At 72.4% G+C, this 25633-nt stretch carries 28 protein-coding genes; 4 read left to right on the forward strand and 24 right to left on the reverse strand.

Going from position 1 to position 25633, the window contains the following annotated elements; genetic code table 11:
* Positions 1–128: 128 nt before the first annotated feature.
* The 12 genes from trpA to ACFZBU_RS07810 all read right to left on the reverse strand — a co-directional run bounded on the left by trpA (position 129) and on the right by ACFZBU_RS07810 (position 9440).
* The gene (gene trpA, locus ACFZBU_RS07755; RefSeq protein WP_391582592.1) at positions 129–944 is read right to left on the reverse strand and encodes a tryptophan synthase subunit alpha; all 816 of its coding nucleotides are present in this window, start codon (positions 942–944) and stop codon (positions 129–131) included.
* Positions 941–2161: a tryptophan synthase subunit beta gene (trpB, locus tag ACFZBU_RS07760; protein WP_391582593.1), complete on the reverse strand. Its 1221-nt coding sequence runs from the start codon at positions 2159–2161 to the stop codon at positions 941–943. The genes trpA and trpB overlap by 4 nt, the downstream gene beginning before the upstream one ends.
* A 56-nt stretch (positions 2162–2217) precedes the next feature.
* Entirely contained in the window at positions 2218–2367 is a 150-nt protein-coding gene (gene trpM / locus ACFZBU_RS07765) for a tryptophan biosynthesis modulator TrpM (protein ID WP_391582594.1), read from the reverse strand.
* Positions 2368–2380: 13 nt separating this feature from the next.
* Complete coding sequence (trpC, locus tag ACFZBU_RS07770; RefSeq protein ID WP_391582595.1) at positions 2381–3190, reverse strand: indole-3-glycerol phosphate synthase TrpC; 810 nt, start codon at positions 3188–3190, stop codon at positions 2381–2383.
* A gap of 176 nt (positions 3191–3366) precedes the next feature.
* Complete coding sequence (locus tag ACFZBU_RS07775) at positions 3367–3798, reverse strand: DUF2752 domain-containing protein (RefSeq protein ID WP_391582596.1); 432 nt, start codon at positions 3796–3798, stop codon at positions 3367–3369.
* A gap of 28 nt (positions 3799–3826) precedes the next feature.
* Entirely contained in the window at positions 3827–4228 is a 402-nt protein-coding gene (locus tag ACFZBU_RS07780; RefSeq protein WP_391582597.1) for a CD225/dispanin family protein, read from the reverse strand.
* A 180-nt stretch (positions 4229–4408) separates the two neighbouring features.
* On the reverse strand, positions 4409–4618 hold the full coding sequence (locus tag ACFZBU_RS07785) for an HGxxPAAW family protein (RefSeq protein ID WP_391582598.1): 210 nt from the start codon (positions 4616–4618) through the stop codon (positions 4409–4411).
* Between the two features lie 114 nt (positions 4619–4732).
* Positions 4733–5458 (reverse strand): TIGR02234 family membrane protein, encoded by a 726-nt coding sequence (locus ACFZBU_RS07790; protein WP_391582599.1) that lies wholly within the window; start codon positions 5456–5458, stop codon positions 4733–4735.
* A gap of 51 nt (positions 5459–5509) precedes the next feature.
* Entirely contained in the window at positions 5510–7063 is a 1554-nt protein-coding gene (locus tag ACFZBU_RS07795; protein ID WP_391582600.1) for an anthranilate synthase component I, read from the reverse strand.
* Positions 7064–7133: 70 nt separating this feature from the next.
* Positions 7134–7511, reverse strand: a complete 378-nt coding sequence (gene hisI, locus ACFZBU_RS07800) for a phosphoribosyl-AMP cyclohydrolase (RefSeq protein ID WP_391582601.1) — start codon at positions 7509–7511, stop codon at positions 7134–7136.
* Between the two features lie 43 nt (positions 7512–7554).
* Entirely contained in the window at positions 7555–8205 is a 651-nt protein-coding gene (locus ACFZBU_RS07805; protein WP_391582602.1) for a TIGR03085 family metal-binding protein, read from the reverse strand.
* Positions 8206–8282: 77 nt separating this feature from the next.
* Positions 8283–9440: an alpha/beta hydrolase gene (locus ACFZBU_RS07810; protein WP_391582603.1), complete on the reverse strand. Its 1158-nt coding sequence runs from the start codon at positions 9438–9440 to the stop codon at positions 8283–8285.
* A gap of 302 nt (positions 9441–9742) precedes the next feature.
* On the opposite strand from ACFZBU_RS07810, the gene ACFZBU_RS07815 reads away from it, so the two are divergent.
* Positions 9743–11560: an ABC transporter ATP-binding protein gene (locus ACFZBU_RS07815; protein WP_391582604.1), complete on the forward strand. Its 1818-nt coding sequence runs from the start codon at positions 9743–9745 to the stop codon at positions 11558–11560.
* Positions 11557–13410, forward strand: a complete 1854-nt coding sequence (locus ACFZBU_RS07820; protein ID WP_391582605.1) for an ABC transporter ATP-binding protein — start codon at positions 11557–11559, stop codon at positions 13408–13410. The genes ACFZBU_RS07815 and ACFZBU_RS07820 overlap by 4 nt, the downstream gene beginning before the upstream one ends.
* Positions 13411–13495: 85 nt before the next feature.
* Here ACFZBU_RS07820 and ACFZBU_RS07825 read toward each other — a convergent pair whose 3' ends face one another.
* The 12 genes from ACFZBU_RS07825 to hisD all read right to left on the reverse strand — a co-directional run bounded on the left by ACFZBU_RS07825 (position 13496) and on the right by hisD (position 23287).
* Positions 13496–14365, reverse strand: coding sequence for a septum formation family protein (locus tag ACFZBU_RS07825; protein ID WP_391582606.1), 870 nt, complete (start codon positions 14363–14365; stop codon positions 13496–13498).
* Positions 14366–14401: 36 nt separating this feature from the next.
* Positions 14402–15280, reverse strand: a complete 879-nt coding sequence (locus tag ACFZBU_RS07830) for a septum formation family protein (protein WP_391582607.1) — start codon at positions 15278–15280, stop codon at positions 14402–14404.
* 63 nt (positions 15281–15343) lie between these two features.
* Complete coding sequence (locus ACFZBU_RS07835) at positions 15344–16627, reverse strand: MFS transporter (RefSeq protein WP_391582608.1); 1284 nt, start codon at positions 16625–16627, stop codon at positions 15344–15346.
* A gap of 100 nt (positions 16628–16727) precedes the next feature.
* On the reverse strand, positions 16728–17294 hold the full coding sequence (locus tag ACFZBU_RS07840; RefSeq protein ID WP_391582609.1) for a helix-turn-helix domain-containing protein: 567 nt from the start codon (positions 17292–17294) through the stop codon (positions 16728–16730).
* 129 nt (positions 17295–17423) lie between these two features.
* Positions 17424–18185, reverse strand: a complete 762-nt coding sequence (gene hisF / locus ACFZBU_RS07845) for an imidazole glycerol phosphate synthase subunit HisF (protein WP_391582610.1) — start codon at positions 18183–18185, stop codon at positions 17424–17426.
* On the reverse strand, positions 18182–18595 hold the full coding sequence (locus ACFZBU_RS07850; RefSeq protein ID WP_391582611.1) for a RidA family protein: 414 nt from the start codon (positions 18593–18595) through the stop codon (positions 18182–18184). Before ACFZBU_RS07850 ends, hisF begins: the two co-directional genes overlap by 4 nt.
* On the reverse strand, positions 18592–19326 hold the full coding sequence (gene priA, locus ACFZBU_RS07855; protein ID WP_391582612.1) for a bifunctional 1-(5-phosphoribosyl)-5-((5-phosphoribosylamino)methylideneamino)imidazole-4-carboxamide isomerase/phosphoribosylanthranilate isomerase PriA: 735 nt from the start codon (positions 19324–19326) through the stop codon (positions 18592–18594). Before priA ends, ACFZBU_RS07850 begins: the two co-directional genes overlap by 4 nt.
* A 98-nt stretch (positions 19327–19424) precedes the next feature.
* Positions 19425–20063 carry an imidazole glycerol phosphate synthase subunit HisH gene (gene hisH / locus ACFZBU_RS07860; RefSeq protein WP_391582613.1) on the reverse strand — a complete coding sequence of 213 codons (639 nt, stop codon included), beginning with the start codon at positions 20061–20063 and terminating at the stop codon, positions 19425–19427.
* 4 nt (positions 20064–20067) lie between these two features.
* Positions 20068–20223 (reverse strand): hypothetical protein, encoded by a 156-nt coding sequence (locus ACFZBU_RS07865; RefSeq protein WP_170222315.1) that lies wholly within the window; start codon positions 20221–20223, stop codon positions 20068–20070.
* Positions 20220–20816, reverse strand: coding sequence for an imidazoleglycerol-phosphate dehydratase HisB (gene hisB / locus ACFZBU_RS07870; protein ID WP_391582614.1), 597 nt, complete (start codon positions 20814–20816; stop codon positions 20220–20222). Before hisB ends, ACFZBU_RS07865 begins: the two co-directional genes overlap by 4 nt.
* A 21-nt stretch (positions 20817–20837) precedes the next feature.
* The gene (locus ACFZBU_RS07875) at positions 20838–21935 is read right to left on the reverse strand and encodes a histidinol-phosphate transaminase (protein WP_391582615.1); all 1098 of its coding nucleotides are present in this window, start codon (positions 21933–21935) and stop codon (positions 20838–20840) included.
* Positions 21932–23287 (reverse strand): histidinol dehydrogenase, encoded by a 1356-nt coding sequence (gene hisD / locus ACFZBU_RS07880; RefSeq protein ID WP_391582616.1) that lies wholly within the window; start codon positions 23285–23287, stop codon positions 21932–21934. The genes ACFZBU_RS07875 and hisD overlap by 4 nt, the downstream gene beginning before the upstream one ends.
* A 108-nt stretch (positions 23288–23395) precedes the next feature.
* On the opposite strand from hisD, the gene ACFZBU_RS07885 reads away from it, so the two are divergent.
* On the forward strand, positions 23396–24886 hold the full coding sequence (locus tag ACFZBU_RS07885) for an oxidoreductase (RefSeq protein ID WP_391582617.1): 1491 nt from the start codon (positions 23396–23398) through the stop codon (positions 24884–24886).
* A 39-nt stretch (positions 24887–24925) separates the two neighbouring features.
* A complete protein-coding gene (locus tag ACFZBU_RS07890) occupies positions 24926–25612 on the forward strand; it encodes an LON peptidase substrate-binding domain-containing protein (protein ID WP_391582618.1) in 687 nt (228 codons plus the stop codon).
* Positions 25613–25633 lie beyond the last annotated feature (21 nt).

Below are 25633 nucleotides of genomic sequence, written 5' to 3' on the forward strand. Positions count from 1 at the left end.
GTGGATGCGGATGGGGGCGGGATGACGCGGACATGGCAACGGCCGCCGCGGAAGTGCTGCGGCGGCCGCTGAGGAGCCGATGTACCTTTCGGCGCGTTTTTACACGGACCGGTGGCTTTCCGTGGGCGTCAGCGCTTGCGGACACCCTCGGCGAGCTCCGCGGCCAGGGCACGGACGGCGTCCAGGCCGGCCTGTTCGTTCGGCGCGTCCAGCAGGGCGCGCACGAACGCGGAGCCGACGATGACGCCGTCGGCGTAGGCCGCGACCTCGGCCGCCTGGGCGGCCGTGGAGACGCCCAGGCCGACGCAGATCGGCAGGTCGGTGGTCTTGCGGGCACGCGCGACCAGGTCGCCGGCGAGCGAACTCACCGAGGCCCGGGCCCCGGTGACGCCCATGACGGACGCGGCGTAGACGAAACCGCCGCAGTGGCGGGTGGTGTAGGCGACGCGCTCGTCGGAGGAGGACAGGGCGACCAGGAAAATCCGGTCCAGGTGGTGCCGGTCGGTGGCGGCGATCCAGTCGTGTGCCTCGTCCGGGATCAGGTCGGGGGTGATCACCCCGCTGCCGCCGGCCGCGGCCAGTTCGCTCGCGAACCGCTCGACGCCGTAGCGCTCGATCGGGTTCCAGTACGACATGACCAGCGTCGCGGCGCCGGTCTCGGCGACGGCGCGCACGTTGTCGATCACGTGGTGGGTGTTGGTGCCGTGGGCGAGTGCGTGTTCGACGGCGCGCTGGATGACGGGGCCGTCCATTTGCGGGTCGCTGTAGGGCAGGCCGACCTCGATGATGTCGCAGCCGCCCTCGACCATCGCCCGCATCGCGGCGGCGGAGCCCTCGGCGGAGGGGTAGCCCGCCGGGAGGTAGCCGACCAGCGCGGCGCGGTTCTCGGCGCGGGCCGCGGCCAGCACCTCGGTCAGCCTGGTGGTGGTGCCGGTGCCGGTCACGACTGCTCCGCTTCCGCGTCGAGGAGATCGAAGTACTTGGCGGCGGTGTGCATGTCCTTGTCGCCGCGCCCGGAGAGGTTCACCAGGATGGTCGCGTCCGGTCCGAGTTCGCGTCCGACCTCGATCGCGCCGGCCAGGGCGTGCGCCGATTCGATCGCCGGGATGATGCCCTCGGTGCGGCACAGCAGCCGGAACGCCTCCATCGCGGGGGCGTCGTCGATCGGCCGGTAGATCGCCCGGCCGGTCTGGTGCAGCCACGCGTGCTCGGGGCCGACCGCCGGGTAGTCCAGGCCGGCCGAGATCGAGTGCGACTCCCGGGTCTGCCCGTACTCGTCCTGGAGCAGGTAGGTGCGTGCGCCGTGCAGGACGCCGATCGAGCCGCCGGTGATCGAGGCGGCGTGCCGTCCGGTCTCCACGCCGTCGCCGCCCGCCTCGAAGCCGTACAGCCGCACGCCCTCGTCCGGGATGAACGCGTGGAAGGCGCCGATCGCGTTGGAGCCGCCGCCCACGCACGCGCAGACCGCGTCCGGCAGCTTGCCGGTCAGGTCGAGCACCTGCTGCCGGGCCTCCACCGAGATGACCTTGACGAAGTCGCGGACCATCGCCGGGAAGGGGTGTGCGCCGGCCGCGGTGCCGAGCAGGTAGTGGGTGTTGTCGACGTTGGCGACCCAGTCGCGCAGCGCCTCGTTGATCGCGTCCTTGAGGGTGCGCGAGCCGATCGCCACCGGGATCACCTCGGCGCCGAGCACCCGCATTCGGGCCACGTTCAGCGCCTGGCGCTGGGTGTCGAGTTCGCCCATGTAGACGACGCAGTCGAGGCCGAGCAGGGCGCACGCGGTCGCGGTGGCCACGCCGTGCTGGCCGGCGCCGGTCTCGGCGATCACCCGGGTCTTGCCCATGCGCTTGGTCAGGATGGCCTGGCCGAGCACGTTGTTGATCTTGTGCGAGCCGGTGTGGTTGAGATCCTCGCGCTTGAGGATGATCCGCGCGCCGCCGGCGTGCTCGGCGAAGCGGGGCGCCTCGGTGATGATGCTCGGGCGCCCGGCGTAGTCGCGCAGCAGGCCGGTGAACTCGGCCTGGAACTCCGGGTCGTCCTTGGCCTTCTCGTAGGCGGAGGTCAGTTCGTCGAGTGCGGCGATCAGCGCCTCGGGCAGGAAACGCCCGCCGAATACGCCGAAGTGGCCGGAGGGGTCCGGCAGTTGGGCTTTGCTGGACATGCGAGGTCCTTGTCGGTGTGGCATGCCGTGCGGACGGCACGTTGCTGACGGGTGGGTCAGGAAACGTGTCCGCGCCATCGGCTGCCCGGCACCTGGCCGGGCTCGCAGCCGATCACGTAACGCACCCGGCGTCCGCGGGCCCGACGGGCGGGCGCGCGGCAGCCCCGGGGCTTGCAGCCCCTGGCCAGTCGCGGGTCCATGCTCATGCCGCTCGCGTCCTCAGCTGCGTCCGTGCCGGATCGCCGGGTGGGCGCCCGCGGCGACCAGGTCGGCGACCGAGCTGCGCGGGTCGCGACCGGTGACCAGGGACTCGCCCACCAGAACGGCGTCGGCGCCGTTGTTGGCGTAGGCGATCAGGTCGTGCGGACCGCGCACGCCGGACTCGGCGATGCGCACGCACGAGTCCGGGATCAGCGGGGCGATCCGGGCGAAGTTGTTGCGGTCCACTTCCAGGGTCTTGAGGTTGCGCGCGTTGACGCCGATCACGGTGGCGCCGGCGTCGAGCGCGCGGGCGGTCTCCTCCTCGTCGTGGACCTCCACGATCGTGGTGAGACCGATCGAGCGGGACCGCTCGATCAGCGAGATCAGCGCGTTCTGCTCCAGGGCGGCGACGATCAGCAGGGCCACGTCCGCGCCGTGTGCGCGGGCCTCCCACAGCTGGTAGCTCGTCACCATGAAGTCCTTGCGCAGGACCGGGACGTCGACCGCGGCGCGAACGGCGTCGAGGTCGTCGAGCGAGCCGCCGAATCGGCGCTGCTCGGTGAGCACGCTGATCACCGAGGCGCCGCCGGACTCGTAGTCGGCGGCCAGGCCGGCCGGGTCGGCGATCGCGGCGAGCGCGCCCTTGGAGGGGCTGGAGCGCTTGACCTCGGCGATGACGGCGATGCCGTCGCCGCGCAGGATGCTCTCCGCGTCGCGGGGCGCCGGCGCCTGGGCCGCGAGTTCCTTGATCTCGTCAAGGGAAACGCGGGCCTGTCGTTCGGCGAGGTCGGCGTTGACACCGTCGATGATCTCGTCGAGAACCGTCACGCCCTACATCCCCTCGTTTGTCCGGAGAACCTGCTCCCCCGGCTCTCCGATGGTATAGGCCGATTCGAACAGACCCGTCCACGCCGCACCGCCGAAGAGGTGGGGGCAGCATACGGCGTCGCACGGTGGGTTCGTGCGCACGGTCCGGCCGGCGAATCACCGGTCGTCACTGTGCGTCAGGGCGCGAGCGGCGCGCCGAACGGCAGGTCCCGGACGACCCAGAAGAGCAGCACGACCGCGAGCAGGCCCCACAGCGCGCGGGGATCGGCCAACCCCCGGCGCGGCTCGCCGCGCGCGGTACGCACCGCCCAGCGCAGCCACAACAGGCCGATCAGCGGGAACAGCGCGACCGCCAGCGCGTTGTAGCCCAGCGCGGCGGACAGGTCGAGATGGGTGAGCGCGTGCACGCACCGCAACCCGCCGCAGCCTGGGCAGGCCAGGCCGGTGACCACCAGGTACGGACAGGGGGGATAGTGGCCGCTCTCGCGCGGATCGACCACCCCCACCCAGGCGGTCGCGGCGGCGAGCAGGGCCAGGCTCGCGGCGGGCAGACCGAGGTTGCGCAGCCGGAAGCCGGTGCCGGGCGCGGGGCGGGCCGGGGTGGTCATCGGCCCATTGTGCCGTCGGGGTGCGCCGTCAGAGGTCACCCAGCGTGTCTTTCCAGCCGAGAAGGAAGACGCCGACCATCCAGGTGGTCCAGAAGATCACGCCGAGCAGGACCGTGCCGATGGTCCAGTTGCGGGCCCGCAACGAGGCGAGCCGGGCACCGGCCACGTCGCCGCGGTGCCAACGCTCGTTGACACTGGTCGCCGCGAGCAGCGCGGGCACACCCGCGAGGAAGCAGCAGAAGACGGTCGCCACGACCGCCCACGCGAGGTAGTTCTCCGGTGGGCCGGGCGGCGGACCGGCGGGCGGCGGCGTGGTCGGCGGCCCGTACGGCATGGCGTGCCCGAACGGCCGGGCCGGCGCGTTCCACTCCCGCGTCCGATCCGAACGCTCCTCACCGCCACCGGGAGCCCCCGGGTAGCCGTAGGCCACATTCCCCCCTCGGCGTAGCGCCGCAACGGCACGCCCACCCTAGAACAGCACCGAGCCCACCGCCGCAAACGCCGACCGGGCGAACCCACCGGCCCGGCCGACGCTCGAAGCCGAATCAGCCGGGCCGACGCTCGAGGCCGGATGGTCCGGCCCGGCCACACGCGAGGCCGAAGCCGGACGTCAGCGACGTGCGGGTGCCGCGCCCAGACCACCCATCCGCATGCCCGCACCGGCGACGCAGCCCACCAGGACCACGGCCGCACCGGCCCAGAACAACATCACGTTGGCCGCGATCATCGCGACGCCGGAGATCGTGCAGCCGATCAGCGCCAGTATGGTCACGGTCCAGGCGGCGGGGGTGCTGCCGTGGTTTCCGGCTTGCGACGACATCGCTCAACTCCTTCGGCTTCACATTTCACACGCGTGGGCGCGGTTGCCGTGACGCCGTCGGGGCGCCGCGATCACAACCGCGCGATTCTTATTGTCACCCGTCGGGAGCAGTGCTCAGCGCGTGGGGTCCTCGCCCCGGTCCAACGCGTTCCACAGGTCGGCGTTGGTGGCCGGGCCGCGCTTGGCGGCGACCGCCTTGCCCGCCGGGGCCTCGTAGCGGTTGGACATACCGGGCCAGCGCCGGCCCCGAAGCACCACGAGCAGGCCCGCGAGCAGGATCAGCACGCCGCCCACGGCCGCGAACCACGGCCAGATCGTGTGGCTCACGTCCACCGCGCGGACCCCCTCGACGGCCGCCTTGCCCGCCGCCTCGGAGTTCACCGCCGACGTGTCGCCCGCGCCCCGCACGGCCAGCACCGTGACGCCGATCCCGGCCAGGGTCACCAGGGCACCGATCGCGGTCCGGCCGATCGTCCGGGTGGCGAGCACCGCGAGGCCGCCCGCGAGCCCGAGCAGGGCCAATGCGGAGGTCGCCTTGTTGATCGCGTTGCCGCTCGCGTGTACCGCGATCCGCGAGCCGTGCACCGGTGCGGTGCCCTCGGCCCAGGTGCGGCCGGCCACCGAGAGCACCAGGGCCGCGCCGACCAGGGCGAGCAGGACCGTGACGGTCAACTCGCGCCGGGCCGCCCTGCGCTCGCGCAGCGCCCGGTCCTCGACCGACCCCGCCTCGCCCGGCTCCGCCGCCCGCCCCGCGGCAGCGCCGGCCGGTTCGCCGGCCGCTCGGCCGTCCGTCTCGGTGCCGGCACGCGCTGCGCCGGCCTCGGTCCTCGCGTCGCTCATGTCACCAGCATGACCCACGCCTCGCGGCGGCCCGACCCGGGGTTCGCGGGCCTACCCGGTCCGGACGTCGTGCGCCGGTTCGAGCGTCGCCGCGATGGCCACCGCGCGCAGCACCGCGGCCGCCTTGTTGCGGCATTCGACGTCCTCGGCCTCGGGCGAGGAGTCGGCGACCACACCCGCTCCGGCCTGGACGTAGGCCACGCCGTCGCGGATCAGCGCGGTACGGATCGCGATCGCGGTGTCCAGGTCGCCGGCGAAGTCGACGTAGCCCACACAACCGCCGTACAGGCCGCGCCGGGTGGGCTCGAAGTTCTCGATGATCTCCATCGCGCGCGGCTTGGGCGCGCCGGACAGGGTGCCCGCCGGGAAACACGCGGCGAACACGTCCAACGCGGTGCGGCCCGGGGCCAGCTCGCCCACCACGGTGGACACGATGTGCATCACGTGGCTGTACCGCTCGACCGACATGAAGTCGATCACCTCGACCGTGCCGGGCGCGCAGACCCGGCCCAGGTCGTTGCGGCCCAGGTCGACGAGCATCAGGTGCTCGGCGCGTTCCTTGGGGTCGGCGAGCAACTCCTCGGCCAGGTCGGCGTCCTCGGCCGGGGTGGCGCCGCGCGGACGGGTGCCCGCGATCGGGTGCAGCATCGCGCGCCCGTCCTCGACCTTGACCAGCGCCTCGGGGCTGGAGCCCACCACGTCGAAGCCGCCCTCGGCGCCGCCGTCCGGACCCGGCAGCCGGAACAGGTACATGTACGGGCTGGGGTTGGTCGCGCGCAGGATCCGGTACACGTCCAGGGCACCGGCCTCGGTGGGCATCTCGAAGCGCTGGGACAACACGATCTGGAACGCCTCGCCGGCCCGGATCTCCTCCTTGGCCGCCTCCACCGCCTTGCGATAGGCGGTCGAGCCCCACGGGCCGACCGCCTCGGCGACCGCGCCGCGCTCGAACGCCGCCGCGGCCAAACCGGTCGGCCGGGCCAGGTCGGCGGTCATCGCGTCCAGCCGGGCCACCGCCGCGTGATAGGCGTCGTCGACGCCGGACTCGCGGTTGTCGTGGTTGATCGCGTTGGCGATCAGCAGCACGCTGCCGTCCACGTGGTCGAGCACCGCCAGGTCGGTGGCCAGGAACATCATCAACTCGGGCACGTGCAGGTCGTCCACGGCCGACTCCGGCAGCCGTTCCAGCCGGCGCACCACGTCGTAGCCGAGGTAGCCGACCATCCCGCCGGTCAGCGGCGGCAGTTCCAGGCCCGGGACGCCGTGCGGGGTGTGCAACGCGGCCACGGTGGCCCGGAGCACCTCCAGCGGATCGCCGTCCACCGGCACGCCCACCGGCGGGGTGCCCAGCCAGCGGGCCCGCCCGGCCGCCTCGGTGAGCACCGCCGCGCTGCGCACGCCCACGAACGAATAGCGCGACCACGAACGGCCGTTCTCGGCGGATTCGAGCAGGAAGGTGCCGGGCCGCTCGGCGGCGAGCTTGCGGTACAGGCCCACGGGGGTGTCGCCGTCGGCCAGGAAGCGCCGGGTGACGGGGATGACCCGCCGGTCGCGCGCGAGCGTCCGGAAGGTGTCGAGGTCGGGGGTGACGGTTCCGGTGGTCATGGCGTGCGCAATCTCCCGGGCGGCGAGGTCGGGCGGAGCCTGGGCCACGCGGGCCCGGCTCCGGCGGCGGTCAGTCGGAGACGAGCAGGACGTCCGCGTCGAAGCAGGTGCGGTCGCCGGTGTGACACGCGGCGCCGGTCTGCTCGACCCGCACGAGCACGGCGTCGCCGTCGCAGTCGAGCGCGACCGAGCGGACCTTCTGCACGTGGCCGGAGGTGTCGCCCTTGACCCAGTACTCCTGCCGGCTGCGACTCCAGTAGGTGCATCGGCCGGTGGTCAGCGTGCGGTGCAGCGCCTCGTCGTCCATCCAGCCGACCATCAGCACCTCGCCGGAGTCGGCGGCCTGCGCCACGGCGGCGATCAGGCCGTCGGGGTCGCGCTTGAGGCGCGCGGCGATGGTCGGGTCGAGGTCGGACGGCCGCGCGGGCGGGTGGGGGGCACCGGTCATGCGCGCATTGTCGCAGACCGACGCGGGCCGCCCGGCCGGGTGTTCACAGGCCGGTACGGGCCGTACGCAGGGTCTCGATCGCGGCCGCTTCACCCTCGATCTCGACCCGGGCCTGGTCCTTGCGACCGAACAGGTACAGGAGCAACTCGCCCGGGTGTCCGCTCAGCGTCACCACGGGCGTGCCCTTGTGCACGGTCTGCGCGGGTTGCCCGGTCGCGGTGTCGGTGCGGCGCAGCGCCACGCCCACCGGGACGCCGCGCAGCGCCATCCGTGCGGCGCCCCTGGCCCGCTTCCACAGGATCTCGGTGAGTTCGGGGTCCAGTTCGCGCGGTTCGGCGCCGCCGGGTTGGGCCCGGCGTACGTCCTCCAGGTGGATGAAGTACTCCATCGTGTTGGCCGCCGCGTCCACGCCGGGGATGCCGAACACGGACAACTTCGGCGGGCCGTCCGCGACCTGCCGCACGCTCTGCTCGTACGGCTTGGCCGCCTGCCGCAGCCGGACCTTCTCGGTGTAGCCCGCGAGCGGCGCGAGCATGATGCCCGGCGCCGAGTCGGGGCGGTGCTCGCGGACCACCAGGTGGGCCGCGAGGTCGCGGGTGGTCCAGCCCGCGCACAGGGTCGGTGCGTCCGGGCCCAGGACGCGCAGCAGTTCGGCGAGTGCGGCGCGTTCGGTGCGAGCGTGGGATGTCGGCATGTGCCGATCCTTCGGCCCGCACCGGGCGCGGTCAAGGCAACCGGGGCCCGATCCGGAGGATCGTGGCGGCGCGGGTGTCAGGGCGAGGCGGCCACCGGGGCGGAATCCTTGGGCTGATCGCTCTTCTGCTGCGCGCTCAGCCAGCGCAGCGCGTCCGGCAGCACCGCCTGCCAGGTCTTGAAGTTGTGTCCGCCGGTGGGCAGCACCAGCGTGTCCACCTTGAGCGGCGGCTTGGCCAGTCGCTGGAACTCCCTGGTCTCGGGCAGGTTGGGCTCGCCGCTCTCGCTGCTGGTGAGCAGCAGGCTGACCGGCGGCATCGGCATGTTCCTCAGCCGCCACATCAGGTCGTTCTGGTTGCGGTACGCCTTGCTGCCGCCGTACAGGTCGCCGGTGTCGCCGTCCATCGGCGCGCCGTAGTCGGCGGACAGTGCGACGCCCGCGCCGATCCGGTCCGAGTTGAGCATGGCCAGCTTGGCGGCGCAGTAGCCGCCGGTGGAGTCGCCGAGCATGGCCCAGCCGCGCGCTCCGGGCGCGACCCGGTAGGCCTGGCTGATCGCCTCGGGCAGGTCCTGGCTGAAGAACATGCCCACCTGCGGTCCGCCGGGCACGTCGGTGCACTCGGTGTCGCGGTTGGCGCCGGCGCTCGGTCTCATCATCACGTAGATGGTGGGCTGGACCCGACCTGCGGCTATCTCGTTCGCGGCGAACTTGGGCAGTTCCAGACGGGTGACCAGGTTGCGCTCGTTGCCGGGGTAGCCGGTGAGCACGACCACGACCGGGAAGCGCCGGTCCTTGTACTGGGCCTGGAAGTACTGCGGCGGCAGGTACACCAGCGCCGGGGAGCCCATGCCGCTGCGCCGGCCGGCCACGTCGACCTGCATGATCTGGCCCGCGGCCTGGGGGTTCTTGCCCTGCGGGACGTCGATCGTCTCGGTCCCGTTCTCCTTGACCAGTTTGGGCACGTCACCGGGGCCGGCGGCGCCGAAGTTCACGACGGGCTTGCCGGTGTGCCCGAGCAGGTCGTCCCAGGTCGTGTAGAAGACGAAGTAGCGGTTGCCGATCACCGCCACGGTGGCCATCAGCAGCACCTGCGTGCTCAGCAGGATGCCGATCCGTCCCAGGATCGGCAGCACCCCCTGGCGGGACAACTTGGGCCAGAAGAACACGGCGGCGGCGGCTGCCGCGAACGCGACGACGCCGAGCAGGATTATCAGTTTGAGGCTGGTGAGGCCCACAGCGGCGTCCTCGGTCTGTCGATCATGGTCAGGGCACGCCCTAAAGACGCGGCCGGCCCGGGGTTCGGTTGCGTGGGCGGGGCACACTCCGGCCGGTCCGGCGCGAGCGCCCGAAACAGGGTGACATGCGGGAAAGATCCGCTCCAAGCCGAGGCGCGCCGGTCGATCCGGGTCGAATCGAGGGTCCGGACGGGAATCGGGACCGTCGTGGGCGCCTTGTACTTTCATTGGACAACCATCTTTGGACACCCCTGTCGGACTGCCCCGTTCGCGGCGGCCGGATTCCCGTGAAAGTGAGCCCCGTGGCGGACAAGGTCGTGCTGCGACAAGGACTGCGCGTACTCGGCGTGGCGATCCGCGAGGAACCCAGGATCTTCGCCGCCGCGGTGGGCGCGAGCGCGGTGTACGGCGTGATGACCGTCGGCTCGGCGCTGGTGCTCGGCCGGGTCACCGACGACGTGATCATCCCGGCCTTCCGGGACGGTCGGACCACGGCCGGCGCGCTGGTCGGCGCGTTCGCGGCGGTGTTCGGGATCGCGCTGCTCAAGGCGTTCGGGGTGATCGGCCGCCGGTTGTGGGCGGGCGTGATGCAGTACCGCCTTCAGGCCACCTACCGGCGCCGGGTCACCCGGCAATACCTGCGTCTGCCGCTCGCGTGGCACCACCGCCACCCCACCGGGACGCTGCTGTCCAACGCGAACGCCGACGTCGAGGCGGCCTGGAACCCGGTCGCGCCGCTGCCGATGGCCACCGGCGTGGTGGTGATGTTGTTCGTCGCGGCGATCTCGATGGTGCTCACCGACTGGGCGCTCGCGCTGGTCGGCTTCGTGATCTTCCCGGCGATCGCCGTGCTCAACGTGATCTACCAGCGCAAGCAGGGTCCGCTGGCGATGCGCGCGCAGGAGTTGCGCGCCGACGTCGCCGAGATCGCGCACGAGAGCTTCGACGGTGCGCTGGTGGTCAAGACGCTGGGTCGGGAGACCGAGGAGACCACCCGCTTCGCCGCCGCCTCGCGCGAGTTGGCCGACGCGAACATCGCGGTGGGCCGGGTCCGGGCCCTGTTCGACCCGATGTTGGAGGCGCTGCCGAGCTTCGGTGTGCTGCTCGTGCTGGTGGTCGGCACGGTGCGGGTCTCGCACGGGAACCTGGCTCCCGGTGACCTGGTGCAGGTGGCCTACCTGTTCACCCTGTTGGCCTTCCCGGTCCGGGCGATCGGCTGGCTGCTGGGCGACATGCCGCGCTCGGTGGTCGGCTTCGACCGGGTCAAGGGGGTGCTGGACGCGGAGGGCGAGCACGCCTACGGCGCGATCGAGGGCGGCGACTCGGCGGCCGGGCCGGCCCGTCTGGAGGCCCGCGCGGTGCGCTTCGGCTACACCGACGACACCGACGTGCTGCACGACGTGGCCTTCGACGTCGAGCCCGGGCGCACCATCGCGATCGTCGGGCCGACCGGCTCCGGCAAGTCCACGCTGGTGTCGCTGCTGGTGCGCCTGGTCGATCCGCTCGACGGCGGGGTCCTGCTGGACGGCACCGACCTGCGCGACTATCGGCGCGGCGGGGTCGCGGCCACCGCCGCGCTGGTCCCGCAGCAGGCGTTCCTGTTCGACGACAGCGTGCGCGACAACATCACCCTGGGTCTGGACCTGGACGACGCGGCGGTGCACGAGGCGCTGCGGATCGCCCAGGCCGACTTCGTGACCGCGCTGCCCGAGGGCCTGGACACCCAGGTGGGCGAGCGCGGGACCACGCTCTCCGGTGGGCAGCGCCAGCGGATCGCGCTGGCCCGGGCGCTGGTGCGCCGGCCGCGCCTGCTGGTCCTGGACGACGCGACCTCGGCCGTGGACCCGCGGGTGGAGGCGGCCATCCTGCACGGGCTGCGCGACGCGGGACCGGCGACCGTGGTCGTGGTCGCCTACCGCAAGGCCACCATCGCGCTCGCCGACGAGGTGGTCTACGTCGAGGGCGGCCGGGTGCTCGATCGCGGCCCGCACCACGAGCTGCTGGACCGCTCGGTGGGCTACCGCCGGCTGGTCAACGCCTACGAGCGGGCCGCGCGCGAGGGCGTGGACGAGGACATCGACATCGACGTCAGCGAGGCCGAGGAGGCCACGGCTTCATGAGTATCGCCACCGTCGTGCGCAAGGCGCCCGAGCCGAACCAAAAACCCGGGTCGCGCATCGGCGCCGACCCCGACTCCACCGGGCCCGCCGAGTCCGGCCTCGCCGTGCTGCGCCGCGGCCTGCGCATGACCCCGGAGTTCACCGAGGGCCTGATCGTCACGCTGCTGCTCGCCGTGGTCGGCACGGCCGGGCGGATCGTGGTGCCGCTGGCCGTGCAGCAGACCATCGACCGCGGGCTGCGCGCCGACGCCGGTCCCGACCTGACCGTGGTGCGCACGATGGCCGCGGTCGCGGCGCTCGCCGTGGTGGTCACCGCGGTGTCCGCGTACGCGATGAACGTGCGCCTGTACCGCACCAGCGAGCGCGGCCTGTCCACCCTGCGGGTGGCCGCGTTCCGGCACATCCACGACCTGTCCACGCTGCACCAGCAGTCCGAGAAGCGCGGCTCGCTGGTCTCGCGGGTGACCGGCGACGTGGACACGATCAGCCGGTTCATCCAGTTCGGCGGTCTGCTGCTGATCGTCAGCGTCGGGCAGATCGCGCTGGTGACGGTGCTGATGTTCGTCTACTCGTGGCAGCTCACGCTGTTGGTGTGGGTGTGCTTCGCGCCGCTGTACTTCTTCATGCGCGCGGTGCAAAAGCGCATCGCCGCGGCCTACTCGCACGTACGGGTGGCCATGGGCCGGATGCTCGGCGCCATCGCCGAGCCGGTCGTGGGCGCCGCGATCGTGCGTGCGCACGGCATCGAGGAGCGCACCGCGCATCGCATCGACGAGTCGGTGAACGCGCACCGGGACGCGCAGACTCGCGCCCAGCTGTTCGTCGCGCTGACCTTCCCGATGGGCGAGTTCGTGGTCGGCCTGGCCAACGGGCTCGTGGTCGTGGTGGGCGTGTGGCTGGGCATCGACGGGCAGCTCAGCGTCGGCGAACTGGTCGCCTTCCTGTTCCTGGTCACGCTGTTCGTGGGCCCGGTACAGATGGGCGTGGAGATCCTCAACGAGGCGCAGAACGCGCTCGCGGGTTGGCGTCGGGTGCTGGAGGTGCTGGACGCGGAGCCGGACATCGCCGACCCGGGCGAGGGGGGCGAGGTGCTCCCGCGCGGCCCGGTCGAGGTCGCGTTCGACCACGTCTCGTACGGCTATCCGGGCGGGCCGCGGATCCTGCACGACGTGGACGTGACGCTCGCGCCCAGGACCCGGGTCGCGGTGGTCGGCGAGACCGGTTCGGGCAAGACCACGTTCGCCAAGCTGCTGACCCGGCTGGTCGATCCGGACGAGGGCCGGGTGCTCCTGGACGGCGTCGAACTGCCCCGGGTGCGCTTCTCGTCGCTGCGCGCCCGGGTGGTGATGGTGCCGCAGGAGGGCTTCCTGTTCGACGCCACGCTGCGCGAGAACGTGCGGTACGGCCGGCCGGACGCGGACGACGCGGCCATTCGCACCGCGTTCACCGATCTGGGCCTGGCCGACTGGCTGGCCGGGCTGGCCGCGGGCCTGGACACTCCGGTGGGGCAGCGCGGCGAGTCGTTGTCGGCGGGCGAGCGGCAGTTGGTCGCGCTGGTGCGGGCCTACATTGCCGACCCGGACCTGCTGGTCCTGGACGAGGCGACGTCGGCCGTCGACCCGGCCACCGAGGTGCGGATCGGGCGGGCCCTGGACGGCCTGACCCGGGGCCGCACCGCGGTGTTCATCGCGCACCGGATGTCCACCGCCGAATCGGCCGACGAGGTGCTCGTGTTCGACGCCGGAAAGCTGGTCGAGCGTGGCCCGCACGCCCGCCTGGTCGCGGCCGGCGGGATCTATGCGCGGCTGCATGCCTCGTGGATGGCGCAGCAGAAGACGGCCCCTCGCTGAACCGACCCGCGGCCGGTCGTCCTCGAACGCCGGACGGGCCGATTTCGGCTCGTCCGGCGTTCGAGGACGTTTCCCGCACCGGTCGCTATTTCAGCGGTGCCGTCAGCTTCTTGGTCTCGTCCGTGTAGGAGACCAGGCACTGGACCTCGCGGTCGCCGCCGCTCCAGCCGGATTCCTTCGGATAGATGTACAACCAGGTCAGCTCGTCGGCCTGCGGTTGCCGGGCGATCACCGGCTCGGCGATCGGCTTGCACACCGCGGACGCCTTCGTGTCCATCTCCGCGTCGCCGGGCCAGGTGCCGTCCGGCAGCGCGACGTTCTTGACGTGCTGGCCGTCGTGCGGGCTCGTGCAGGCGACCTTGTTCACGTCCGTGCTGCCCGTGACGAACGCAATGCAGTCGCCCGGGCTGAGCGGGACCTTCTTGACCGCGACGCTGCCGTTGGAGTTGGTGGCCACCGGAGTTCCGGGAGGCTCCGTGCTCGGCGGCTCGGTGGAGGGCGGCTCCGGCGAGTCGGTGGTCGGCTCCGGGCCGGTCGGCGGTGCGCTGGTGGTGGACTCGGCCGTGGTGTCCGCCGGGCCCGCCTTGTCGTCCTTCTTGCCGTCCCCGCCCAGGCTCAGCACCAGGGCGATCACGCCGCCGGCGATGACCAGGGCGACGACCACCACGATCACGACCACACGTCCGCTGCCCCGGCCGCCGGACGGGCCGCCGGGGCCGCCCGGGCCGTAGGGAGGAGGGCCGCCGTAGGGCGGACCAGCGCCGTACGGCGGGCCGCCGCCTCCGTACGGCGGGCCGCCGATCGTCGGACCGTCGTAGGGCGGGTTCGCCGGGGGTGGCCCTGCGGCAGGCGGGCCCGCGGGTCCGCCGGGATAGCCCCCGGCTCCTCCGCCGTACCCTCCCCCGCCGTAGCCGCCGCCTTGATTACCGCCGGGATATCCGCCGGGAGTGCTCATCGGATCGATCCCTCCCCCAAGGGCCGAGCGCCCGGGTCAGCGCAGTGGCTTGGTGAGTGTCTGCCCCGACTTGTACTTCGCGATGCAGGTCACCTTGCGGCGGCCGATGTCCCACCCCGGCTGCTTGGGGTAGGTGTAGGTGAAGGTGAACTGCGAGGCGTCGGACCGTCCGCCGACCGCCGTGTTCATCGCCGGGGTGCACTTCGACTCGGTCTGATCCGTGATCGAGGCCTCACCCGGGTAGGTGCTGCCGCTCAGCTCGAAGGTCATGATGACCTCGCCGTTGTGCGTGCTGGTGCAGGACTTCTTGTCGATGGTGCCCGAGGTGGTGTCCAGGGTGACGCAGTCGCCCTTGGACAGGTCCACGTACTGCACCTCGGAGGGCAGGTCCGGGTCCGCCGTGCCGGACGCGGTGGTCCGGGGCGTGGTCGGACGCGAGGTGGTCGGGCGCGTGGTGGGCGGCGCACTCGCGCTCGCACTGCTCGACGGCGAGGAACTCGCCGAGCCGGTCGCGCTGTTCGTGGGAGAGGCGGTCTTGTCCTTCTTGTCGTCGCCACCCAGCACCACCACCAGCGTGGCGATGATGCCGCCGACCACGACGATCGCGGCGATCACCACGGCGATCAGCGGGCCCTTGCCGGAGCCGCCCTGGTTGGGCCCCGGCGGCATGCCGCCGCCGTAACCTCCGCCGCCGTAGTTGCCGGGATACTGCGGTCCGCCGCCGGCCCCCGGGTATTGCGGGGAGCCGCCGTACGGGCTCTGCGGCGGCGGATACTGCCCACCGCCCTGCGGATACTGCTGGCCGCCCTGCGGGTACTGCTGCCCCGGGTACGGCTGATTGCTCGGATAACCCTGGCCTGGCTGCTGTCCATAGCCGGGGTAGCCACCCTGTCCGGGTGATGGCGGCGTCGTCATGTGCCTAGCCTGCCCGATCGGGTGAAGCCACCGCTCGACCGGGCCCAACTACTTGACTCCGAGTCAGATGATCGTTGTGGGACCGGAATCCTTCCGTGACCCGATTTCACCCCCGCCGGCCGGGGACAGCCGCCGAAACGGTCCGCTCACCACGGCCACGAGCACCCCCACGAGCATCGCGCCGGCGCCCGCGGCGAACACCGTCGAGGGTCCGTGGGCCGAGGCGACGAGGCCGCCGACGGGGTACAACAGCGGGATCAGGCCGACCCCGACCAGCATCTGGATCGCGGTGACCCGGCCCAGCGCGCCGGGTGCGCAGGCGGTCTGCACGAGGGCGTTCCCGGAGCCGCCGACCACGCCGGTGGCGATGCCCAGCACCGCCGCGCAGGCCACCCCGACCCCGATCCGGGACGCGTAGCCCAGGCCGACCAGGCTCGTGGCCATCACCAACATGCCCACCGGCAGCAGGAGTCCGGGATGCGGCACCCGGCCGGCAACGGTCAGTCCGAGGGCGCCGATCGCCGCGCCGATCCCCCACGCGCCCAGCACCAGGCCCATCCCGCCCGGCCCCCAGCCCGCGTCGTCGGCGAGCAGCACGATGCCGATGTTCATCGGGATGGCGAAGCCCGCCTCCATCAGCGCGGTGACCACCAAAAGCGGGCGCAACACTCGATGCCGAGCCACGTAGCGCAGGCCCTCCCACAGGCCCGACTCGGGCTCCTCGACGCCCGTTTCGGCCTCCGGAAGGGGCCCCGGGCGAAGTCGCCACAGCAGCACCAGAGAGAACGCGAACAGGGCCGCGTCGAGCAGGAAGGCCGACTCGGCGTCGCCCCACGCCAGCACCGCACCGCCGATCGGCGCGGACACCACGGTGGCCACCCGCTGGGACACCGAGCGCATCCCCTGCACCCGGACCAGTTGGGTACGCGTGGTCAGCCGCACCGGCAACGCGCCGACGGCGGGCATGAACAACGCGTCCACCGCGCCGAACACCAGCGCGATCGCCACCAGCAGCCAGATCGCCGGACTGCTCGCCGCGACCGCGAGCGCGGCGACCAGCATCACCACGCAGCGCACCAGGTCGCTGCCGATCACCACCCGGCGCGGTCCGTACCGGTCCACGATCGCACCGCCCGGCAACATCAGCAGGGCCCGGGGCAGCGACCCGGCGGCCAGCACCAGACCGGCCTGCGTGGCGTCGCCGCTGCGCACCGCGGTCCACGACAGCGCGAGGAACCAGACCTGATCACCGATCAGGGACGCGGTGTAGGCGCCGAGCCAGGCCAGTATGCGCGGGTCGCGATGGGCGAGCCGCGGGGGCGCGGCGGTGGTGCTCGTGACGGCCATGGTCGTCCCCGTTCCGATGACGTGATCTGCGTGTGCTGCGCCTGGTGCACGCGAACCGTGCGGTCGTGGTGCGCGGGAGGTGCGGGTGGCTCCGGGTGGCTCACATGCGGAACGGGAAGCCGCGGTAGTAGATCTCCACGTGCTCGGCGCCGGGGCTCTCCCGGTTCCGGTAGCCGTCCACGAGTTCCCCGATGGCGCCCGCCAGTTCGCGCAGTTCGGCGGCGGTCAGCCGGAGCGTGGGTGCGCCGCTGAAGGCCGCGCCCGACCACTCCGCGCCCCACGACTCCATCTCGTCCAGGAAGCGCCGGTAGCGGTCCTCGGACTGCGAACCCAGCACCCGAGCGATGCTCGCGGAGAGGTCCCGGCCGACCCGGTCCTCGGCGAAGTCGCCCAACGAGAAGGTGAGGTCCTCGACCACCTTCCACCAGCGCTCGCGCCCGTCCTCGGCGTGCTCGGGGTCCTCGACCACGAAGCCGTGTCCGGCCAGCGTGCGCACGTGGTAGCTGACCAGCGCCGGGGTCGCGTCGACCCGCTTGGCCAGCATCGACGCGGTGGCCGGACCGCCGGCGTGCAGCATCCGCAACACCGTGATCCGCAGCGGGTGGGTGAACACCTTGAGCGTCTGTACGTCCCTGATCATCCGGCGCGCCGGCGGCTGCTCGCTCATGACCTCATCCTAGATTCGAAAATATGCTTTCGCAATAAGTCTTTCGCAAGAATCCCTTCGCATGTGCCGACGAAAAAGCCGACCGCGGGTGCGGTCGGCTTCCTCGGGCAAGCGCTCGGGCGCGGGCACTCAGCGGATCGGCTGCCCCGCCGCCCGCAACACGTCCTTGACCTGCGGGATCCGCAACATGCCGAAGTGGAACACGCTGGCCGCGAGCACCGCGTCCGCACCCGCCTCCACGGCCGGCGCGAAGTGCTCCGGCGCACCCGCGCCGCCGGAGGCGATCACCGGGATGCCCACCTCGGCCCGGACCAGTCGGATCAGCTCCAGGTCGTAGCCGTCCTTGGTGCCGTCCGCGTCCATCGAGTTGAGCAGGATCTCGCCCGCACCCAACTCGGCCGCCCGCGCGGCCCACTCGACCGCGTCGATGCCGGTGCCGGTGCGCCCGCCGTGCGTGGTCACCTCGAAGCCCGGGGTGCCGTCCCGGCGGCGCCGCGCGTCCACCGAGAGCACCAGCACCTGCGATCCGAACCGGTCCGCGATCTCGGCGATCAGCTCGGGGCGCTGGATGGCCGCGGTGTTCACGCCCACCTTGTCCGCGCCCGCGCGCAGCAGCTTGTCCACGTCCTCGACCGCGCGCACCCCGCCGCCGACGGTGAGCGGGATGAACACCTGCTCGGCGGTGCGCCGCACCACGTCGTAGGTGGTCTCGCGGTTGCCCGAGGACGCGGTGATGTCGAGGAAGACCAGTTCGTCCGCGCCCTCGGCGTCGTACACCCGGGCCATCTCGACCGGGTCGCCCGCGTCCCGCAGGTTCTGGAAGTTGACGCCCTTGACCACCCGGCCGGCGTCCACGTCCAGACAGGGGATCACCCGTACGGCCAGGGTCACGAGGTCCTCCCCCGGTACGCGTCGACCTCGACCTCGACCAGCATCCGCGAGTCGATCAGCCCGGCCACCACGACCATCGTCGCGGCGGGCGGGGATTCGGCGAACAGCTCGCCGTGCGCGCGGCCCACGTCGTCCGCGTCGCGGGCGTGCGTGATGAACATCCGGGTGCGCACCACGTCCGCCGGGCCCAGGCCGAAGTGCTCCAGCGCGTCCAACGCGATCCGGAACGCCGCGAGTGTCTGGTGGTGCGGGTCGCCCTCGTGCGCGAGGTTGCCCTCGACGATCGCGGTACAGCCCGACACGTGTACGTATTCGCCGACCGCGACGGCGCGCGAGTAGCCGAAGGACTCCTCCCACCGCCCGCCCGACGAATATCGCTCGATGTTGCCCGAGTTGTCGCTTCCCGTCACCGGGACACCGCCTCCAACGCCTCTTCGAGGGTGAACGCCTGGGCGTACAGCGCCTTGCCGACGATCGAGCCTTCCACACCCAGCGGCACCAGTTCGGCGATGGCACGCAGATCCGCCAGCGAGGAGACCCCGCCCGAGGCCACCACCGGGCGGTCCGTGGCCGCGCACACGTCCCGCAGCAGTTGCAGGTTCGGGCCGGTCAGCGTGCCGTCCTTGTTCACGTCGGTGACCACGTAGCGCGCGCAGCCGTCCGCGTCCAGGCGGGCCAGCGTCTCGAACAGCTCGCCGCCCTCGCGGGTCCAGCCGCGCCCGGCCAGCGTGGTGCCGCGCACGTCCAGGCCGACCGCGATCCGGTCCCCGTACCGGGCGATCGCCGAGCGCACCCAGTCCGGCGACTCCAGCGCCGCGGTGCCCAGGTTGACCCGCCGGCAGCCGGTGGACAGCGCCGCCTCCAGCGAAGCGTCGTCGCGGATGCCGCCGGACAGCTCGACCCGGACGTCGAGCCGGCCGACCACGTCGGCGAGCAGTTCGCGGTTGCTGCCCTTGCCGAACGCGGCGTCCAGGTCGACCAGGTGGATCCACTCGGCGCCGGCGCTCTGCCAGGCCAGCGCGGCGGCCAGCGGGTCGCCGTAGGAGGTCTCCGACCCGGCCTCGCCCTTGACCAGGCGGACGGCCTGGCCGTCGGCGACGTCGACGGCGGGCAGCAGTTCGAGGCGGTGGGTCTGCGTCATGGCGGTTGCGATCCTCAACTGTTCGTAACGGACGGTGCGTTCACGGGCGCGACGGAACGTGGCGGGTGGGGCCGGGAGGCGGGACCGCCCGGGCGCGGCTACAGGGTCGCGAGCCAGTTGCGCAGCAGTTGCGCGCCGGCCTCGCCGGACTTCTCCGGGTGGAACTGGGTGGCACTGAGTGCGCCGTTCTCGACGGCGGCCACGAACGGCGTGCCGTGCGTGCTCCAGGTGACGTCCGGCGGGATGTGCGGGCCGTCCTGGACCACCGGCATCTCCCACGTGCGCACCGCGTAGGAGTGCACGAAGTAGTACCGCGTGTCGGCGTCGGCACCCTCGAACAGCACGCTGGTCGCCGGTGCCTCGACGGTGTTCCAGCCCATGTGCGGCACCACCGGCGCGGCCAGCCGCTCGACCGTGCCGGGCCACTGCGCGCAGCCCTCGGTGGCCACGCCGTGCTCGACGCCGCGCGCGAACAGGATCTGCATCCCGACGCAGATGCCCAGCACCGGCCGGCCGCCGGCAAGCCGCTTGTCCACGATGGTGTCGCCGCGGACCGCCTTGAGGCCCTCCATGCACGCGGCGAACGCGCCGACGCCGGGCACCAGGAGTCCGTCGGCGTTCAGCGCGGCCTTGTGGTCGGCGCTGATCTCGACGTCGGCGCCGGCGTGCGCGAGCGCCCGCTCGGCCGAGCGCACGTTCCCGAAGCCGTAGTCGAGGACGATGACCTTCTTGGGCACGTGCCTATCCGATCTTCAGGACGCCGGCCGCGATCGAGAAGAACGCGCCGACGGCGAGCAGGGCGATCACACTCTTGGGCAGTCCCTGCTTGACGAACGAGATGCACCCGCCGACCAGGAAGAGCCCGAACACGATCAGGACCATCGCCCCGGTGCTCACAGCGCGCCCTTGGTGGAGGGGATCACGCCTGCTCGGCGCGGGTCGAGCACGCACGCGTCGGACAGCGCCCTGGCCAGCGCCTTGAACTGGGCCTCCACGATGTGGTGCGCGTTGCGCCCGTAGGGCACGTGCACGTGCAGGCAGATCTGCGCCTGGGCGACGAACGACTCCAGGATGTGCCGGGTCATCGTGGTGTCGTAGTCCGGACCGATCATCGGCGCGATACCGGCCGGCTCCGAGTGCACCAGGTACGGCCGACCGGACAGGTCGACGGTGACCTGCGCGAGCGCCTCGTCCAGCGGCACGGACGCGTCCGCGAACCGGCGGATGCCCTTCTTGTCGCCGAGCGCCTGGCGAAACGCGGCGCCGAGCGCGAGCGCGGTGTCCTCGATCGTGTGGTGCGCGTCGATGTGCAGGTCGCCGCGGGTCTTGACGGTCAGGTCGAACAGGCCGTGCTTGCCGAGCTGGTCGAGCATGTGGTCGAAGAATCCGACGCCGGTCGCGACGTCGACCTTCCCCGAGCCGTCGAGGTCGATCGCGACCTCGACGGAGGTTTCCTTCGTCGCGCGTTCGACGCGACCGGTTCTTGCCATGACGGTGATTCCGACTTTCTCTCAGTCCTTCAGGACGTGACGCATCGCATCCAGGAAGGCCGTGTTCTCGGCGTCCGTGCCGGCGGTCACGCGCAGCATGCCGGGGACCCCGTTGTCGCGGACCAGGACCCCGTGTTCGAGAATCCTCGCCCAGACCGCGTGCGGGTCCTCGAACCGGCCGAACTGGACGAAGTTGGCGTCCGAGTCGGTCACCTCGCAGCCCAGCGCGCGCAGTTCGACGACCAGCCGGTCGCGCTGCCCCTTGAGCTCGCGGACGTAGCCGAGCAGGGTGTCCTCGAACTCCAGACAGGCCAGCGCGGTGGCCTGGTTGACCGCCGACAGGTGGTAGGGCAGGCGCACCAGCTGGACCGCGTCCACCACGGCCGCGTCCGCCGCCAGGTAGCCCAGCCGCAGCCCGGCCGCCCCGAACGCCTTGGACATCGTGCGGGTGATCACCAGATGCGGCCGGCCGACGAGCAGCGGCAGCAGCGAGTCGGTGTGCGCGAACTCGACGTACGCCTCGTCCACGACCACCAGCGACGGCCGGGCGGCCTGCGCGGCGTCGTAGACCCGCTCGACCACCTCGCGGGCCAGCGCGGTGCCGGTCGGATTGTTCGGCGAGCACAGGAAGACCACGTTGGGCCGGTGCTCGGCGATCCGCGCCAGCGCCTCGTCGAGGTCGATCCGGTAGTCCCCGTCCCGCATGCCGGAGATCCACCCGGTGCCGGTGCCGCGCGCGATCAGCGCGTGCATCGAATAGGACGGGTCGAAGCCCAGCGCGGTGCGCCCCGGGCCGCCGAACGCCTGGAGCAGCTGCTGGAGCACCTCGTTGGAGCCGTTGGCCGCCCACACCCGGTCCGCGGTCAGCGGGTGGCCGCCGGTCCGGGACAGGTATCCGGCGAGCGCGGCGCGCAGCTCGACCGCGTCCCGGTCCGGATAGCGGTTCAGGTCGCGCGCGGCGACGGCGACCCGCTCGGCGATCCGGGCCACCAGGGCGTCCGGGAGCGGATACGGGTTCTCGTTCGTGTTCAGCCGGACCGGGACGTGCAACTGCGGTGCGCCGTACGGCGACTGACCGCGCAGTTCGTCCCGGATCGGCAGGCTGTCCAGGTCGGTCATCGGCCCTCCTCCCAGGCGGCGAGACCGGCCAGCTCGCCCGTCCCGAACCGGGCCCGCACCGCCTCGCCGTGCGCGGGCAGATCCTCCGCGTCGGCGAGCACGCTCACGTGCTCGGCGACGTCGGCCAGCGCCGCGCGCGAGTAGTCCACGACGTGGATGCCGCGCAGGAAGGACTGCACGGACAGGCCCGAGGAGTGGCATGCGCAACCGCCGGTGGGCAGCACGTGGTTGGACCCGGCGCAGTAGTCGCCGAGCGAGACCGGCGCGAACGCGCCGACGAAGATCGCGCCCGCGTTGTGCACGCGCGCGGCCACGCCGGCCGCATCCGCGGTCTGGATCTCCAGGTGCTCGGCGCCGTACGCGTCCACCACTCGCAGGCCGTCGTCCACCGAGTCGACCAGCACGATGCCGGACTGCCGGCCGGCCAGCGCCTCGGTGACCCGCTCGCGGTGCCGGGTGGCGTCCACCCGACGCTTGAGCTCCTCGACCACCGCGTCGGCCAGCGCCTCGGAGTCGGTGACCAGGATCGACGCGGCCAGCGTGTCGTGCTCGGCCTGGCTGATCAGGTCGGCCGCGACGTGCCCGGCGTCCGCGCCGGCGTCGGCGAGCACGGCGATCTCGGTCGGGCCGGCCTCGGCGTCGATCCCGATCCGGCCCTTGAGCAGCCGCTTGGCGGCGGCGACGTAGATGTTGCCGGGACCGGTGACCAGGCGCACCGGCGCACACAAGCCCGCGCCGTACGCGAACATCGCGACCGCCTGGGCGCCGCCGACCGCGTACACCTCGTCCACCCCGAGCAGCGCGCACGCGGCCAGGATGGTCGGGTGCGGCAGCCCGCCGAAGTCGGCCTGCGGCGGCGAGGCGATCGCCATCGAGGCGACGCCGGCCTCCTGCGCGGGGACCACGTTCATGATCACCGAGGACGGGTAGACGGCCTTGCCGCCCGGTACGTACAGCCCGACCCGCTCGACCGGGACCCACCGCTCGGTGACCGTGCCGCCCGGCACGACCTGCACGGTGACGTCGCGCCTGCGCTGCTCGCGGTGCACGAGCCGGGCCCGGTGGATGGACTCCTCCAGGGCCGCGCGCACCTTGGGCGCGAGAGTGTCCAGCGCCGCGGCGATCGCCTCGGTGGGCACCCGGATGTCGGTCAGCCGCACACCGTCGAAGCGCTCGGTGATCTCGATCAGCGCCTCGACGCCGCGATGACGCACGTCCTCGCAGATCGGGCGCACCTTCTCCAGGGCCGCCTCGACGTCGAGTTCGGCTCGGGGCAACACGTCGCGCAGTGCGGCGGGGCTGTCCAGGACAGCCCGCGAGGCGGGACCGCGCAGGTCGATACGGGAGATCACCTGCCCCAGTGTAGAGACGGCCCGGACGAAGCCGTCCCGGTGTGTCGGACAGTGAGACACGCGATCATGGGCGGGACGCAGCAGCCTTCCAGTGTCGGGGGACCACGGATGAGCACACCGCCGGGGCATCTGAGCGCGACCGAGATACGCGTGTGGGAGGCGTATCGGCGGGGCGAACGACTGGATCTGGGCACGGGCGTGCCGGCGGACGACGATCCGCGTCTGGGCGCGGCCTGGGGGCCGGACCGCACGGTCCGGGCCCAGGTGCTCGCGCAGGTGCTGCTCCAGCCGCCGGAGGCCGAACCCGGGCACAGCACCGCGCTGCGGATCACCGGAGCCCGGATCGTGGGCGCGCTGGAGTTGGGCGGCGCACGCCTGGACGTCTACCTCTCGATGATCGGCTGCCGCTTCGAGGACCCGATCGTGCTGAACGTGGCCTCCACCCGGACGATCAACCTGCGCGACTGCGTGCTCGCCGCGCTGCACGGACGCAACATGCGGGTGGACGGCGACCTGGTGTTGCGGCACTGCGAGGTGGCGGGCGGCGTGCGGATCCTGGACTCGCGGGTGGACAACGACCTGCGGATGGACGACTGCGTGATCGGGCCGGACCCGCGCGGCGGGGCGTTGCACGCCAACGGTCTCCAGGTGGGCGCGGACGCGTCGCTGGACAACACCGTCTTCGCCGGGCAGGTGAGCCTGTACGGCGGCCGATTCGGCGGGCGGGTGACCCTGTACGGCTCGACGGTGGAGCGCCCGGGGCAGTTGGCCATGGATCTCGGCCGGATCACGATCGAGCACTCGCTGCACCTGAGTGTGGGATTCACCGCGACCGGCTCGATCCGGATGAACGACGCCCGCGTGGGCGGCGGCATCGTGCTCAGCCGGGCGCTGGTGTGTGCGAACCCGGGCGAGCAGCTGACCATGTGGCGGGTGGTCGCGGACGGCCTGCACATGGCGCTGTCCCGGCCCCCGCGCGGGCGGATCGTGCTGGCCAACGCGACCATCGGCACCCTGACCGACGCTCCGGACACCTGGCCCGCGCCCGGTGACCTGGTGCTGGCCGGGACCCGGTACACGGTGCTGCGCTCCGAGGTGGCGGTGAGCGTGCGCCGGCGGATCGACTGGGTCGAGCGCGGCACCCCGGAGTACACCCCGCAGCCCTACGACCAACTCGCCGGCGCCTATCGCGCGGCCGGGGAGGACGAGCACGCCCGCTCCGTGCTGCTCGCCAAGCAGCGGCGCCGGCGCGCCGGGCTGGGCCCGGCGGGTCGGCTGTGGGGCCACGTGCAGGACGCGGCGATCGGCTACGGCTACCGCCCGGCGCGGGCCCTGGGCTGGTTGGTCGCGCTGGTCGCGGTCGGCACGGCGGTGTTCGCGGCCGACCCGCCCGCACCGCTGAAGGCCGGCGAGGCGCCGCACTGGAATCCGTTCTGGTACACCCTTGACCTGTTGCTGCCGGTGGTGACGCTCGGTCAGGACAGCGCGTGGAAGCCGACCGGGGTGGGCCAGTGGCTCGCCTACACGCTGATCCTGCTCGGCTGGGTGCTCGCCGGTGCCGCCGCCGCGGGCGCCGGTCGGGTGCTCAACCGCGCTTGAGATCAATGGTCGACGCGGTCCGGCGGTCAGGCCCTACTCTTGGTCACCGTGACCGACCGGCTTCCGCTCTTCCCGCTCAACTCGGTGCTCTACCCGGGTCTGGTGCTGCCCCTGCACATCTTCGAGGAGCGGTACCGCACGCTGGTCCGGGACCTGGAGGTGCTGCCCCAGGCGGAGCAGCGGTTCGGCGTGGTCGCGCTGCGCACCGGCCGCGAGGTCGGCGACATCCAGGGCGATCCGCTGGAGATCCTGCATCCGGTGGGCTGTACCGCCGAGATCGCCACGATCAAGACGCACGAGGACGGCCGCTACGACCTGGTGGCCACCGGGGCGACCCGGTTCCGGCTGGTGTCCGTGGACGACTCGGGCCCCTACCTGTACGCCGAGGTGGAATACCTGGAGGACCCGCCCGGCGAGCGGGCCGACGTGCTCGGCCTGGCCACGACCCGGGCGTTCGCCGAGTATCAGCGCCGGTTGCTCTCGGCTCAGCAGCGCACTCCGATGAGCCTGCCCGAGCTGCCCGACGACCCGGTGGTGCTGTCCTATCTGGTGGCCGCCGCGGTGGTGCTGGACCCGCACGACAAGCAGCGGCTCCTGGAGGCCGAGGACGCCACCGTGCGGCTGACCGCGGAGGTCGAGCTGCTGCGTCGGGAGGCGGCGCTGCTGGACCATCTGCCGTCGCTGCCCGCCGTCGAACTGCTGCGGCAGAGCATCGAACCCAACTGACGAGCGATCGAGGGGCCGCCG

Origin of the sequence: Embleya sp. NPDC008237 (assembly GCF_042956465.1) — a bacterium.
Taxonomy (GTDB): Bacteria; Actinomycetota; Actinomycetes; order Streptomycetales; family Streptomycetaceae; genus Embleya.

What these genes read in the sequence shown, in the direction of transcription:
- ACFZBU_RS07790 (WP_391582599.1), bottom strand. Translation starts at nt 5,458, where the DNA reads ATGAGCGACGCGAGGACCGAGGCCGGCGCAGCGCGTGCCGGCACCGAG.
- ACFZBU_RS07775 (WP_391582596.1), bottom strand. Translation starts at nt 3,798, where the DNA reads ATGACCACCCCGGCCCGCCCCGCGCCCGGCACCGGCTTCCGGCTGCGC.
- hisI (WP_391582601.1), bottom strand. Translation starts at nt 7,511, where the DNA reads ATGACCGGTGCCCCCCACCCGCCCGCGCGGCCGTCCGACCTCGACCCG.
- trpB (WP_391582593.1), bottom strand. Translation starts at nt 2,161, where the DNA reads ATGTCCAGCAAAGCCCAACTGCCGGACCCCTCCGGCCACTTCGGCGTA.
- ACFZBU_RS07875 (WP_391582615.1), bottom strand. Translation starts at nt 21,935, where the DNA reads ATGACCGACCTGGACAGCCTGCCGATCCGGGACGAACTGCGCGGTCAG.
- ACFZBU_RS07785 (WP_391582598.1), bottom strand. Translation starts at nt 4,618, where the DNA reads ATGTCGTCGCAAGCCGGAAACCACGGCAGCACCCCCGCCGCCTGGACC.
- ACFZBU_RS07805 (WP_391582602.1), bottom strand. Translation starts at nt 8,205, where the DNA reads ATGCCGACATCCCACGCTCGCACCGAACGCGCCGCACTCGCCGAACTG.
- ACFZBU_RS07830 (WP_391582607.1), bottom strand. Translation starts at nt 15,280, where the DNA reads ATGACGACGCCGCCATCACCCGGACAGGGTGGCTACCCCGGCTATGGA.
- ACFZBU_RS07820 (WP_391582605.1), top strand. Translation starts at nt 11,557, where the DNA reads ATGAGTATCGCCACCGTCGTGCGCAAGGCGCCCGAGCCGAACCAAAAA.
- ACFZBU_RS07840 (WP_391582609.1), bottom strand. Translation starts at nt 17,294, where the DNA reads ATGAGCGAGCAGCCGCCGGCGCGCCGGATGATCAGGGACGTACAGACG.
- ACFZBU_RS07885 (WP_391582617.1), top strand. Translation starts at nt 23,396, where the DNA reads ATGAGCACACCGCCGGGGCATCTGAGCGCGACCGAGATACGCGTGTGG.
- ACFZBU_RS07795 (WP_391582600.1), bottom strand. Translation starts at nt 7,063, where the DNA reads ATGACCACCGGAACCGTCACCCCCGACCTCGACACCTTCCGGACGCTC.
- trpM (WP_391582594.1), bottom strand. Translation starts at nt 2,367, where the DNA reads ATGAGCATGGACCCGCGACTGGCCAGGGGCTGCAAGCCCCGGGGCTGC.
- priA (WP_391582612.1), bottom strand. Translation starts at nt 19,326, where the DNA reads ATGACGCAGACCCACCGCCTCGAACTGCTGCCCGCCGTCGACGTCGCC.
- hisB (WP_391582614.1), bottom strand. Translation starts at nt 20,816, where the DNA reads ATGGCAAGAACCGGTCGCGTCGAACGCGCGACGAAGGAAACCTCCGTC.
- ACFZBU_RS07835 (WP_391582608.1), bottom strand. Translation starts at nt 16,627, where the DNA reads ATGGCCGTCACGAGCACCACCGCCGCGCCCCCGCGGCTCGCCCATCGC.
- ACFZBU_RS07825 (WP_391582606.1), bottom strand. Translation starts at nt 14,365, where the DNA reads ATGAGCACTCCCGGCGGATATCCCGGCGGTAATCAAGGCGGCGGCTAC.